Source organism: Lacinutrix himadriensis (genome assembly GCF_001418105.1).
GTDB lineage: Bacteria > Bacteroidota > Bacteroidia > Flavobacteriales > Flavobacteriaceae > Oceanihabitans > Oceanihabitans himadriense.
Map to the genome: position 1 here is coordinate 471,834 of NZ_LIQI01000022.1, position 13,839 is coordinate 485,672.

14 protein-coding genes are annotated in these 13,839 nt (G+C 33.4%); 11 read left to right on the forward strand and 3 right to left on the reverse strand.

Going from position 1 to position 13,839, the window contains the following annotated elements:
• Position 1 precedes the first annotated feature (1 nt).
• The 6 genes from AMD28_RS09735 (at position 2) to AMD28_RS09760 (ending at position 5,299) form a co-directional block, all read left to right on the forward strand.
• The gene (locus AMD28_RS09735) at positions 2–1,303 is read left to right on the forward strand and encodes an MFS transporter (protein WP_055443935.1); all 1,302 of its coding nucleotides are present in this window, start codon (positions 2–4) and stop codon (positions 1,301–1,303) included.
• Between the two features lie 45 nt (positions 1,304–1,348).
• Positions 1,349–2,113, forward strand: coding sequence for an SDR family NAD(P)-dependent oxidoreductase (locus AMD28_RS09740; protein ID WP_055443936.1), 765 nt, complete (start codon positions 1,349–1,351; stop codon positions 2,111–2,113).
• Between the two features lie 86 nt (positions 2,114–2,199).
• Positions 2,200–3,222 (forward strand): sugar kinase, encoded by a 1,023-nt coding sequence (locus tag AMD28_RS09745; protein WP_055443937.1) that lies wholly within the window; start codon positions 2,200–2,202, stop codon positions 3,220–3,222.
• Positions 3,223–3,232: 10 nt separating this feature from the next.
• Positions 3,233–3,901: a bifunctional 4-hydroxy-2-oxoglutarate aldolase/2-dehydro-3-deoxy-phosphogluconate aldolase gene (locus AMD28_RS09750; RefSeq protein ID WP_055444355.1), complete on the forward strand. Its 669-nt coding sequence runs from the start codon at positions 3,233–3,235 to the stop codon at positions 3,899–3,901.
• 6 nt (positions 3,902–3,907) lie between these two features.
• Entirely contained in the window at positions 3,908–4,435 is a 528-nt protein-coding gene (locus AMD28_RS09755; protein ID WP_055443938.1) for a LacI family DNA-binding transcriptional regulator, read from the forward strand.
• Positions 4,436–4,453: 18 nt separating this feature from the next.
• Entirely contained in the window at positions 4,454–5,299 is an 846-nt protein-coding gene (locus tag AMD28_RS09760) for a DMT family transporter (protein ID WP_055443939.1), read from the forward strand.
• A gap of 63 nt (positions 5,300–5,362) precedes the next feature.
• Here AMD28_RS09760 and AMD28_RS09765 read toward each other — a convergent pair whose 3' ends face one another.
• Positions 5,363–8,107 carry a T9SS type A sorting domain-containing protein gene (locus AMD28_RS09765; RefSeq protein WP_055443940.1) on the reverse strand — a complete coding sequence of 915 codons (2,745 nt, stop codon included), beginning with the start codon at positions 8,105–8,107 and terminating at the stop codon, positions 5,363–5,365.
• A gap of 118 nt (positions 8,108–8,225) precedes the next feature.
• Entirely contained in the window at positions 8,226–8,558 is a 333-nt protein-coding gene (locus tag AMD28_RS09770; protein WP_055443941.1) for a single-stranded DNA-binding protein, read from the reverse strand.
• Between the two features lie 169 nt (positions 8,559–8,727).
• Between AMD28_RS09770 and AMD28_RS09775 the strand changes: the two genes are divergently transcribed.
• From AMD28_RS09775 to AMD28_RS09785, 3 genes are read left to right on the forward strand one after another with little or no spacing between them, the layout of a single operon-like run.
• Entirely contained in the window at positions 8,728–9,228 is a 501-nt protein-coding gene (locus AMD28_RS09775; RefSeq protein ID WP_055443942.1) for a DUF6265 family protein, read from the forward strand.
• A complete protein-coding gene (locus tag AMD28_RS09780) occupies positions 9,229–9,759 on the forward strand; it encodes a GNAT family N-acetyltransferase (RefSeq protein ID WP_055443943.1) in 531 nt (176 codons plus the stop codon).
• A 2-nt stretch (positions 9,760–9,761) separates the two neighbouring features.
• Complete coding sequence (locus AMD28_RS09785; protein ID WP_055444356.1) at positions 9,762–10,112, forward strand: hypothetical protein; 351 nt, start codon at positions 9,762–9,764, stop codon at positions 10,110–10,112.
• A gap of 4 nt (positions 10,113–10,116) precedes the next feature.
• Here the strand turns inward: AMD28_RS09785 and AMD28_RS09790 are convergent, their stop codons facing one another.
• Positions 10,117–10,581: a CBS domain-containing protein gene (locus AMD28_RS09790; RefSeq protein WP_055443944.1), complete on the reverse strand. Its 465-nt coding sequence runs from the start codon at positions 10,579–10,581 to the stop codon at positions 10,117–10,119.
• Between the two features lie 111 nt (positions 10,582–10,692).
• Here AMD28_RS09790 and AMD28_RS09795 point away from each other — a divergent pair, with 111 nt between their 5' ends.
• The gene (locus tag AMD28_RS09795) at positions 10,693–12,996 is read left to right on the forward strand and encodes a M28 family peptidase (protein WP_055443945.1); all 2,304 of its coding nucleotides are present in this window, start codon (positions 10,693–10,695) and stop codon (positions 12,994–12,996) included.
• A 62-nt stretch (positions 12,997–13,058) separates the two neighbouring features.
• Complete coding sequence (locus AMD28_RS09800) at positions 13,059–13,757, forward strand: hypothetical protein (RefSeq protein WP_055443946.1); 699 nt, start codon at positions 13,059–13,061, stop codon at positions 13,755–13,757.
• Positions 13,758–13,839 lie beyond the last annotated feature (82 nt).

The window sequence follows — 13,839 nt, forward strand, 5'->3', positions numbered from 1 at the left end:
CATGAAAGTAAAAGGACTAAGATGGTGGGTAGTAGGACTTGTGGCCTTGGCTGCAGTTATTAATTACATAGATAGACAAGCTTTTGGAGCGCTATGGCCAGACATTGCTAATGATTTATTCCCAGAAATGGATAAGGATGGACATAAAGCAATCTACGGTACCATTTCAACAGTATTTATACTTTCGTATGCTGGTGGTCAAGCACTTTTTGGTAAAATTTTCGATTGGATAGGAACCCGAATTGGTTTTGCAATTTCAATTGGTGTATGGTCTATCGCTACACTAATGCATGCATTTGCTCAAGGAATGCTAAGTTTTTCCATTTTCAGATCTATATTAGGAATTGCAGAAGCTGGAAACTGGCCTGGTGCCGCTAAAGCTAATGCAGAATGGTTTCCAACTAAAGAGCGAGCACTTGCTCAAGGAATCTTTAATTCTGGAGCAGCTATAGGAGGTATTGTAGCTTATCCAGTGATTGGGTTGTTGTCTGTTTATTTCGATTGGAAAGCAATATTTATAGTGGTTGCTGCTCTTGGGTTTTTATGGTTACTACCTTGGTTATACGTAGTAAAGGGAGCCCCAAAATCACACCCTTGGTTGACTGATGATGAAAAAAAATATATTCTATCCGGACAAAGAAATCAGGATATTGATGAAGATGGTAGTTATGATGAAGGTTATACGCCAGACACTGGTCAATTACTAAAACACAAAGAGAGTTGGGGAGTAATAATAGCTTCCGCAGCAATTGATCCTATTTGGTGGCTTTTTATAGTTTGGATACCAATCTATCTTTCCGAAGTTTTTGGAATGGATGTTAAACAAATAGCATTCTCGGCGTGGGTACCTTATGTTGGAGCAATGATTGGAGCTATCTTTGGTGGTTTACTTGCTAAAAATAGAATTACAGCAGGATGGTCTGTGGATAAAACACGAAAAATGACAATCACTTTAGGTTGTTTAATTATGATTCCATGCTTCTTCCTATTGAAAGCACCATCATCTGCTATGAACGCAGTGATTATTATGGCAGTTTTACTTTTCGGATTTCAAGTCGCAATCGGTAACATACAGACTTTGCCAAGTGATCTTTTTAGCGGAAAAATAGTCGGTACATTATCTGGTTTTGCCGGTATGGCAGCGAAACTTGGTGCAGCTGGACTTACTATTTTAGTTACATTCATCACAACAGGAGGAAATTACACACCTGCCTTTTTAATAGGTGGTGCCTTAGCAATAATAGCACTATTATCGGTTTGGATATTATGTCCTAAAATTGAACCATTAAAACCTAAACAATAATCAAATTCAATAAAAATAAAATATTAAAGATTAAAATAAAAAAAAATGAGTAAAAATACAGGTAAAGTAGCAATAGTTACAGGAGCAACAGGAGGAATCGGTTTTGAAGTAGCTAAAAGATTAGGTCATGATGGATATACTGTAGTTTTAAACGGTATAGATGATAAAGCAGGTGCTGAAAAATTAAAAGCACTTACAGACGAAGGAATTACTGCAGAATATTACGGTTTTGATGTTACTAATGAAGAGCAAGTAACTGCTAACATCACTAAAATTGGTGAAAAATATGGTAGAATTGACGTGCTTGTAAACAATGCAGGTGGTTTAGGTGGAAGATCTAGATTCGAAGAAATGACAACAGATTTTTACAGATTTGTAATGGCATTAAACTTAGATTCTGTATTTTTTGCTTCAAGAGCAGCTATACCATTTCTTAAAAAAGGAGAACATCCTTCTATAATTAACTATACATCTAATGCTGGATGGACTGCAGGTGGACCAGGAGCTGGTATCTACGGTACATCTAAAGCTGGTGTACACGCAATTACTAGAGCATTAGCAAAAGATTTAGCAGAATATGGTATTAGAGTGAATGCAGTATCTCCGGGTACTATTGACACGCCATTTCACGCACAAATTAAAGCAACGAAACCAGAAGTTTTCGCTTCTTGGGCAAACAATATTATGTTAGGAAGATTAGGTCAGCCAGAAGATGTAGCTGGAGTTATTTCTTTCTTAGCAAGTAAAGATGCTTCATTCATAACTGCAGAAACTATCCAAATTGGTGGTGGACAAGCATTAGGAATCTAGAATTAAAGATTTAAAAGCCAAATAGCATTATTATAAAATAAAACTATTTGGCTTTTCATTTAAAGTAAAATAATTAAATTCAAGAAATGAGTAAGATTGTCACATTTGGTGAAATTATGTTAAGACTCTCTACAGAGCGTCATTTAAGATTTTCGCAAGCAAAAAAGTTTGCAGCTTCTTATGGTGGTGGAGAATTTAATGTAGCAGTATCCTTAGCAAATTATGGTATTCCTGCCGAATTTGTTACCAGATTACCAAAAAATGAAATGGGAAATTGCGCATTAATAGAGATGCGTAAATTTAATGTAGAGTCTAAAAATGTTATTTACGGCGGCGACAGACTTGGTATCTACTACTTAGAAACTGGTGCTGGAACTCGTGGTAGTAATGTAGTTTATGATAGAGCAAACAGTTCTATGGCAACTATTGAAAAAGGTTCCATAGATTGGGAATCAGTTTTAAAAGATGCTACTTGGTTTCATTGGAGTGGTATTACTCCTGCTATTTCTCAATCTGCTGCAGACGAATGTTTAGAAGCAATTAAAGTAGCACATAAATTAGGGATTACTATTTCTTCCGATTTAAACTATAGATCTAAATTATGGCAATACGGAAAAGAACCAAACGAAGTAATGCCAGAACTTTTAAAGTATAGCAATATTATTTTAGGAGATATTGATACCGCATTTTTCATGTTAGGAAAAGATAAAGCGAACCCTAACTATCAAGACGAAAAATCCTTACCATTTTTATACGATCAAATATTTAAATTATGTCCTAATTTACATACTGCGGCTACAACGCTAAGGTATTCTGTTAGTGCATCCCACCAACGTATTGGAGGGATATTATATGATGGTAAAACCATTTACAATGCAGATGTTAAAGAAGTAACTCCTGTTGTAGATAGAGTTGGTAGTGGAGATGCTTTTATGGGTGGATTAATTTACGGATTAGTAAACAATGCAACCGATAAACAAAAAGCATTAAATATAGCAGTAGCAGCTTGTTGCTTAAAACATACCATTTCTGGCGATTGTAATTTAATTACACTAGATGAAATTGAAAAATTATTAAATGGTGATGCCTCAGGAAAGGTTTCCAGATAAAAAAAATAAAATGGCACAATACTCAAGAATTGAAGTTGCAACAGTAATGCAAAATACAGGCTTAGTTCCTTTGTTTTATAATGAAGATATAGAAGTAAGCAAAAAAATAGTAAAAGCTTGTTACGATGGTGGAGCGCGCCTTTTAGAATTTACAAGTAGAGGTGATTTCGCTTTTGAAGTTTTTGCTGCACTTAATAAATACGTAATAGCAGAATTACCTGGAATGATAATGGGTGTTGGCTCGGTTACAGATGCAGCTGCTGCTTCCCTATATATGCAGTTAGGTGCAAACTTTATTGTAACACCTGTTTTAAGAGAAGACATTGCTATGGTATGTAACAGAAGAAAAGTATTATGGTCTCCTGGTTGCGCAACATTAACAGAAATAGCTAAAGCGGAAGAACTTGGTTGCGAAATAGTAAAATTATTTCCTGGAAATGCATATGATCCTAGTTATGTTAAAGCAATAAAAGGACCACAACCTTGGACAAGCATTATGCCAACTGGTGGTGTAGAACCAACTCAAGAAAGCTTAGAATCTTGGTTTAATGCTGGTGTTACTTGCGTAGGAATAGGTTCTAAACTTATTGCCAAAACAAAAGATGGTAATTACGATTTAGAAAAAATAAAAATGCTTACCAAAACGTCTATAGAGATTATTCAAAAGCTAAAAAACTAACTGTTAATGTATCAATCTACAATAACACTTAAAAGTATATCCATTTTAACCGGATTCTCTGTTTCTACAGTTTCTAAGGCTTTAAATGATAAAGCAGACATAAGCACTAAAACGAGAACCTTAATAAAAACGATTGCCCAAAAACACAATTATGTGCCAAACTTTACTGCTTTATCTTTAAGGAAGCAGCAAACGAAAACACTAGCGATAATTGTTCCGGAAATAGCAGATTCTTTTTATGGTTGTATCATTTCAGAAATACAAAAATTTTCTTTTAAACATGGGTATAGACTGCTTGTGTTTCAATCTTTCTCTTCTCAAAAAAAAGAAGAACAATGCTTAAAAAATATAAATGATGGTAGTGTAGATGCTGCCATTATGGTCTCCAATTTCAAACAAGATAATTCTTCCATTTTTGTTAATAACCAATTACCAATTGAGTATATTGAAATTTCTAATACAACAACTAGAAAAAAACTTAAAGAAGAGGTAATTGTCAGTTTTAAAGCATCTCTTAAACGATTAATTAGTTAGCGCAATATCATTTAGTTCATGCACAAAAAAGCTATAATTTATATGTCTATTAGTGCTTTAGCCTTTGCACTACTAAACGTTTTTGTTAAAAAATTAGGCGATTTTAATGTCTATCAAATCGTTTTTTTTAGATCTATTGGCTCCTTAATTTTTACCATTCCTTACCTTATAAAAAACAAAATTTCCTTTCTTGGTAATAAAAAAGCACTTCTTGTTGCAAGAGGACTTGTTGGTTTTGCTGGTATGACCTTATTTTTCATGGCAATAAAACATATGTCCATGGGATCTGCAGTTTCTATTCGATATATATCACCAATTTTTGCCGCTCTATTTGCTCTTCTTTTACTTAAAGAAAAAATAAAACCTATACAATGGTTCTGTTTTGGTATCGCTTTTTTAGGGGTTGTTCTTTTAAAAGGATTTGATAATCAAATTAACAATATTGGTTTAACGCTTGCTGTAATTTCGGCAATATTTACAGGTCTAGTCCCTATTATAATTCGAAAAATTGGAACAAAGGATCACCCAATAGTTATCGTTAATTATTTTATGATAATATCTGCCATTATTGGAGGGCTATTAGCAATAAATAACTGGAAAAACCCAATAGGTATAGAATGGTTACTCTTATTAAGCCTTGGTGTTTTTGGCTATTTCGGACAAGTATACATGACCAAAGCATTACAAAGCAGTGAAATCAATCAAATAGCGCCGTTAAAATATATTGAAGTCATTTTTACCATGATCATTGGTGCTATCTGGTTACAAGAAAGCTATAGCTTACTAAGTTTATTTGCTATTCTTTTAATTATTATAGGATTGGTTTTAAATGTCATGGTAAAACAATCTAAAAAATTAAATTAATATAATAAAAAGAAGCGACTTAGGTCGCTTCTTTTTATGGTTACACAAATCGTATCAAAAATATTATTCAATAATTATTTTCTTAATAATTGCTTTATTTCCTGTTTTAATTTCTACTAGATACAATCCAGATTGTACGTTATTTAATGTAACTGTTTCATTAAAATTAGAGCTATTTACAAATCTATTATCATAGACCAATCTTCCTCTAACATCATAAACGGAAAGATTAATATCCTCCTCTAAAACCGTATTCATTTTAATATTAAATGTCCCTCTATTCGGATTAGGATAAATAACAAAATCCTCTACTTCAACCTGTTCAGCAACAGACAATGTAGATTCAGAACAAACCTCTAAAGACCATGAAGCTAATGCTCCACTATCACCTCCTGCATTGTCCACAAAAGTTAAAGTCCATGTACCATTAGGATCTTCTCCATTAAAATCTGCTAAATTCCCTACTGGCTGATAGGTTCCTCCATCAGTAAGCGGACAAGGCAATGATCCAGTAGCTACTGCGTCGTCAAACTGAATATCAAAATCATCATTACCTCCACAAATATAACTAAAGAGGGAAACTACCGTTCCATTAGGACTAGTTAAAGTTGCTTGTAAATCGCCCAAATAGCTATGGGTACCAATTAGATTTAAAACATTAACATCTGTAATAACATCTCCACCAGATATAGCAACTGTAGAGGTAGTAGTTCCACTTGTTCCTGTTATAGGTATATTAAGCGGTACGTTAGGACTAGCTTTTGTAGCACAAGTTATAATTGGACAACTTATCCCTGTTAAAGTAGTGATATAGTTTCCTTTCATTTCTGAGTCAGAACCAATAGCATTGGTGACCAATAAAGTCACATCGTATGTTCCAGAAGTAGCGTAAGTTACTGTTGGATTTTCTGCTGTTGAAGTTGCTGGATTACCACCTTCAAAAGTCCAAGACCAAGATGTTGGAGTTCCTGTAGATATGTCTGTAAAATTTACTGTGTTATTAGTGTCTATACAAATACTCGAATTATCTACACTAAAGTCTGCAATTGGTTCTGCAACTAAAGCAGGCAAAGTATAACCACAATCTGTAAATTGAGTATGAATTGTAGTCAACTCACTTGCAGAATACCCCATATTTATTGCTGCTTGATAAGCGGCATTTGCGGCATCGTCTTGACTAGAAGAACCATTTGTCATACCAAGACCTTCTAAAAATATTTTATCTGTTTGCGCACGACCAATAATATCATATATTTTCATTAGGCAAGTAGACCAAATTTGACCATCGGCATGCACACCTCCAGTTAAACCACCAGGATAAGATGCGCTATAATCTGTTGTTCTTCCACCCCAATATTCATTATGTCCATCCCAATTAAAAACGTAGTTATAAGCAGGATCACTTGATCCCCAATTTCCTAAACTTCTATTATAAGATTGCGCCCAATAATCGCCACTTCCTTCACTAAGTCCGTTTACTTGAGATAGATTACCGTTAGTAACCCAATCATGAATTCCGTGACCTAATTCATGGTGAACAACATCAGAATCTTCAGCATCATCTACACCTCCTTCACCAAAAGCAAGAGATCCAGATCCACTTAGATAATGCGAATTATCAGACCCACTTAAACCATGAGGATCTACACGTACACCACCAGTATATTGAATTGGAGCAATATTTAAGTTTAGTACCGTATTAATATAACGCATGGAAGCATCAATATGGTAATACACACTTACCGCTTCAAATGCATCATCTGCTCTTTGAAAATTAAAACTAGAACTAGCTTGAGAAAAAAGTCCATTGTATGGAGATTCAATATCTACAACTTCAGCGTAAGGCCCTTTTAGTTGATAAGTACCTCCCGAAAATTCTAAATCTAAAAGTGTTTTGTTAAATGTTTGCGCGGTTAAAGCTGTAGAATTTGCATCGCTGCCATCTGTAATTCCTCCAGAACCATAAGCAACCATTGCTGAAGATAATGGATCTGGATCAAACACATTACCATCACCTGTAGCAAATCTATAACTTACACTTTCTTGGTTACATTCTATTTTGTTCTCTTTTTCAATACTTTTCTTTTTATCCTTTTCTCCATCATTACAGTAGAAAGAAATATCAAGAGCTTTAAAAATTTCTCCGCTATTAGCGTCTACAAAAACATCCCATTCCCCAATTAAATCTTTGGAAATAAAATTAATTTGATACGCTAACCTAGAAGATTTACCTTGATGATAAATAAATAACTTATTGTTTTTATATTGAAAAGAGCCACTCACGCCTACATGTCTATAAGCGATATCTTCTGCTGTGCTTAAAGAAATACTTGGCGAAACAGAGGATAGCTCTACATTATATTGCAATCCATTCATTACATAAGTAACCTGATTATTAGAATTAATATTCATTGTAATCTCAGATTTGTTGACTGGCAAACCATACTTATATTGTCTTAACCTTACGATGGTTCCAGAAAGGCTGGTTCTAACGGCATGCAAGTTAAGTGCCTCGATTTCTTCTTTTTCAAGACCTAAGCTTTTCTTAAATTCTAACAAGTATTCTTTTGCCATATTTTCTGGGCTACTTGCTTTTGATTGATATTCAATACCGTAAATAGCAATGGGAAAACCTGTACTTCTATCTATCCTTTTATTATCGTTAAATACATAGGCTTGCTCTAATTTGGGCAAATCAATTTCAAAATTCTTTTTTGAGGAAGGTTTTTGGGCCATCATATTTGTTGTTAAAAACAAAGCCACTAAAAACAAAACATAATGTGTTTTTATAAAAGTAATATTTTTCATTGGAGGGTTTTTTAGTTCCTCGATATTACATTTTTATAATTTATTTAACAATTTTTGTCGTTATACAAAACAAAAAAAGCGACATAAGTCGCTTTTCTTTAATTTGGTTCATAAAATACTATTTTCCTAGCATCAACAATTCGTTACAAACTACTTCTGTGGTGTAACGCTTTACACCTTCTTTATCTTCCCAACTTCTGGTGGTAAGCTTCCCTTCTATTGCAATTTCTTTTCCTTTGGTAACATACTTCTCTACAATCTCGGCAGTTTTACCCCAAGCTACAATATTGTGCCATTGCGTATCTGTTATTTTTTCGCCTTTTGCGTTTTTATAGCTTTCATTGGTTGCTATAGAAAACTTGGCTAACATTTTACCCGTTTCTAAATTAATGATTTCTGGATCGTTTCCTAAGTTTCCAATTAACTGTACTTTGTTTCTTAACGTATTCATAAGATAAGGTTTTTATTATATTGAATTTCATTAGTTCCATTCAACACTGCAAAGATGAAACAACATGCAAATATTAGTCGGTTGTTACACATTTAAAATCGTTTGTAAATGTTTGTAGTCGTTTGTAAACGGAAAATAATTTACTATATTAGCCTATAAACCAGCACTTATGAAGCACTTCGCATCCGTTTTTACAATTCTATTTTTTATTGCAATAAATTGTTCAGCACAAGAAAATACATTAAAATTTATAGAAGGAAGCACATCACCTAGCGCTACTTTGCAAGAGGCTTCTTGGATTTCAGGTTCCTGGAAAGGGGAAGCCTTTGGCGGAATTACCGAAGAAATTTGGAGTCCACCGCTTGGAGATTCCATGATGTTTTCCTTTAAACTTGTTGCAGATAATAAAGTGGTGTTTTATGAACTTGGTGGCATCCGACAAGTTGACGACACCTTAATTTTTCAGCTAAAACATTTTGGAAATGATTTTAAAGGCTGGGAAGAAAAAGACGAAACTATAGACGCTAAACTCGTTAAAATAGAAGAAAATCGTATCTACTTTGACCAGTTCACTTTCGAAAAAATAAACGAAAACGAGATTAATATATACGTCGTTGTGAAAGATAACGGTAAAGCTGAAGAAATAAAATTCACTTATAAAAGAGATTAAATGAAATTCCATATCGAAACAGAAAGACTTCTTTTAAGAGAACTTAGATTAACAGACCTTGAAGGAATGTTTGCTTTAGATTCGGATCCAGAAGTACATAAATACTTAGGTAATAAACCCGTAAAATCTATAAATGAATCTAAAAAAATACTAGAAAGTGTATTAACGCAATACAAAGAAAGAGGTATTGGTAGATTTGCTGTTATAGAAAAAAGCACAGGAGATTTTGTTGGCTGGTCTGGTTTGCGTTTAAACACAGAATACAACATGAATGGTTTTACCGAATATTATGATGTTGGCTACCGACTTATAAAACGTTTTTGGGGAAAAGGCTATGCAACAGAATCTGGAAAAGCATCGGTAGATTATGCTTTTAATGTTTTAAAACTTCCTGAAATTTATGCTACCACAGAAATTGGAAATGAAGCTTCACATAACGCATTATTAAAATTAGGATTACATTATGTGGAAGATTTTTATTTTGAACAAGAGCAAATGAACTTACGTTGGTATACACTAGAAAACAAATAACTATGCAAAAAAAATGTCCGGAATGTGGTGATAAAATTGTTGGTAGAATAGACAAGAAATTTTGCAGTGATGCCTGCAGAAATGCATACAACAATAGTGTAAATAAAGACAGTAAAAATTTAATACGCAACACCAATAATAGGTTGCGAAAAAACTATAGAATTCTCGAAGCACTGAACCCGGATAAAAAAACAAAAAGTTCTAGAGCAAAACTTATAGAAAAAGGCTTCGACTTTAATTACTTCACAAGCATTTACACCACTAAAGCAGGAACGGTGTACTACTTTGTTTACGATCAAGGTTATTTGCCTCTAGAAGGCGATTATTATGCTTTGGTAAAAAGAGAAAGTTAATACGCTATTTCCAAGTATGTCCTTTTAATTGCAAAGCAGCTTTAAGAATATCTTTCTGGCTAATTTGCCCTACTAATTTACCATTTTCTAATATTGGAAAACGTCTATGTTTAGATTCTAAAAACATATTGGCAGCATCAAAAATATTCATATTACCATCCATAGTATCCACATTTTTAACCATGCGTTTTTCTACATTGTCTTGCGCCATTGGCATATTATAATATCTACTTTCGCTAATTTGCTTTAAACAATCTCCTTCACTTATAATACCAACCAATTCATTGTTTGCATTTACAACTGGTCCTCCAGAAATTTTATTGGTAATAAGGGCTTCTATAACTTCATCCACAGATTGCTCCGGCCTAAAAGTGATTAAATTCTTGGTCATATAATCACTTACTCTTAATTGCGTTTGGTCTACAGCGTTCTGCTGCTTCCTTGCTCCTTGAAAACTTTTAATACCCATAATAATAGCGTTTGATTCACTTAAATATACTGATTATAAACGATTTATCCTAAACCAAAAAATGCTAATTATTATTTCCTATTTTTATAGGTAAATAATACATCCTAAACCATGTTTAAAAAAATTATTGCAATCCTTATTATTTGCCTAGCTATCTATTGTAGTTTTGATGCTTTACTGCCAAATACCATTTCGACAATAGATGCACCTGAAACTTCTTTTTCTACCCAACGTGCATTAATTCAACTGAAAGAAATTTCTAAAAAACCTCATTTCCTTGGTAACCAAGCACATCAAGAGGTTAGAGATTATATTGTAAAAGAACTTGAAAAACTTGGTTTAGAAACCCAAATACAAGAGGATTATTCCATGAGTCAATGGGGAAATCTATCGAAGCCTAAAAACATTTTAGCAAGAATAAAAGGAAGGGATAACAGCAAAGCACTACTCCTGCTTTCGCATTATGATAGCAATCCGCATTCTTCTTTTGGAGCTAGTGATGCTGGTTCTGGCGTGGTAACTATTTTAGAAGGTGTTCGCGCTTTTTTAGCGGAAAATAAAACTCCGAAAAACGACATTATTATTCTCATTTCGGATGGTGAAGAACTAGGATTAAATGGCGCAGATATTTTTGTAAACAAGCATCCTTGGTCTAAAGATGTTGGTTTGGTTTTAAATTTTGAAGCTCGTGGTTCTGGCGGACCAAGTTATATGCTTATTGAAACCAACCAAGGAAATGCAAACCTAATGAAAGCCTTTGTAAAGGCGAACCCCAAATATCCTGTGGCAAATTCCTTAGCATATAGCATTTATAAAATGCTTCCTAATGATACCGATTTAACGCGTTTTAGAGCAGATAAAGATATTGATGGTTTTAATTTTGCTTTTATTGATGACCATTTTGATTACCATACCGCTTTAGACACCTATGAAAGATTAGATAGAAACACTTTAGAGCATCAAGGTTCTTACCTCATGCCACTACTCCATCATTTTAGTAATGCGAACCTCAACAATGTAAAAAGTACCGAAGATTATATGTACTTTAATGTTCCATTTTTTAAAACGATTATCTATCCTTTTTCATGGATTTGGCCCATGCTAATTCTAGCAATTATTGGATTTATTGGTTTACTTATTTATGGGTTTAAAGAAAAGTCGTTAAACGCAAAAGATATATTAAAAGGTTTTATTCCATTTTCACTAAGTCTTGTCGTTGGCGGTTTATTTACTTTTTTCGGGTGGGAAATTTTAAAATTTCTGTATCCGCAGTATCAAGAAATGCTTCATGGCTTTACGTATAATGGTCATACTTACATTGCAGCATTCACCTGTTTAACATTAGCAATCTGTTTTTATAGTTATCATGTGTTTAAAGGTTCTGAAAAACCCGTGAACCTACTCATTGCACCAATAGTTTTCTGGTTGCTTATTTGTGTTATTGTTGCTTTACAACTAGAAGGTGCTAGCTTTTTTATTATTCCGGTTTACTTTGGTTTATTAAGCTTATTTTTAATGATAAGACAGCAAAAACCGAGTTTAATTCTATTAGCGTTATTAGCGATTCCGGTGTTGTTTATCATCTCACCTCTTGTAAAAATGTTTCCGGTTGGTTTGGGTTTAAAAATCTTATTTGCTTCCGCCATATTTGTAGTATTAATTTTTGGATTATTAGTTTCTGTTTTCGGATTTTTAAAACATAAAAAACGCTGGTCATATTTCTTTTTAGTCTTCGGAATTGGTTTTCTTATAACGGCACATTTCAACTCTAAATTCACCAAAGACACGCCAAAACCAAACAGTCTTTTATATGTTTTAGATACGAATGAAAATACTGCGGTTTGGGCAACCTATGATGATATATTAGACACATGGACCGAAAGCTTTTTAACCGACAATCCTGATCGTGCTACAGCGCTTTCTAAAAACACCATTGGTAGTAAGTATAAGTCTAGTTTTACGTTTACAAAAAATGCCGCAGTAAAAGATATTGCCAAACCTAAGATTGAAATATCACACGATACGATTATTAATGGGGAACGAAAAGTTGCTATTTGTGTAACCTCGCGACGAAATGCTGCACGTTTTGAAATTTTTTCAGACAGTACTAATGTTTTTAATTCTTTCACAATCAATGGTGTTTCTGCTAAAAAAGACGAAGCCACTGGAACCGTTTTCAGGGAAAGATTAAACAATCGTTTGTTTAGTTATTACGTAGCAGACAACGAACCTTTAGACATGATTTTCACGATTCCTGTTTCGCAAAAAACAAGCATACAAGTATATGAAGCTACTTATGATTTATTAAAAAACGAAGCTTTTACTATTTCACCAAGAGAAGAAAATATGATTCCGAAACCTTTCATATTAAACGATGCTATAGTTACTAAAACAAAGGTTACCTTAAATAATTAGTATAGTTTTAAGAGTATAACTGCATATTTTTTTTAGTTTTAGCCTCAGAAAAAACAAAACAAATGAAAAAATTACTTTTTATCGCATTATTATCCGCTAGTTATTCTTTAAGTGCGCAGAACAATTCTGAATTAAAAGAACACTATGAAGCTTACTATAAGCAGATGCGAACACAAGGCGATGTGCAAGGTATTATAAATGGATTAACACATTTAAACATTATTGCTCCATCTGTTGCTAGAAAAGATACTTTAGCATATATATACATGAGTGAAAACAAATACATGCAAGCTTTAAATACTATTGGTGTAGATGTTGTTCCTACAGATTCGGATATGGCTTTAGAAATAAAAGCTATTTCTTTAAAATCTATTAATCAGCCAGCACTTGCAGCACAACATTTTGAGGCATTGTTTAAGCGTGCTCCCAACGTAAATATTGCTTATGAATTAGCAGAACTTAATTTATCTACTCAGAAATTTGACGAAGTAAACAAGTACATAACCTATGGATTAACAAATGCTACAGCAGAAATGCAACATGCATATTACGAAACAAAAACACCTTATCAAGTTTCTTTAAAAGCTGCCTTTTTATATTTAAAAGCAATGCTGAAGTTTAATGAAAATAAGGCTACAAACTTAGATGCTGCTGTTACTATTTTAGATGAAGCTATTGCTTTAAATCCTAATTTTAACTTAGCACTAATAAGTAAAAATGCTTTATTAACTCAAAAAGCACAAGACGTAAAAAAGGACTAATTTTAGTTTATATCATAAAAAAAGGCAACTCATGGAGTTGCCTTTTTTTTTATCCTTTCGACCAAAGTGAAGAAGTCTATTT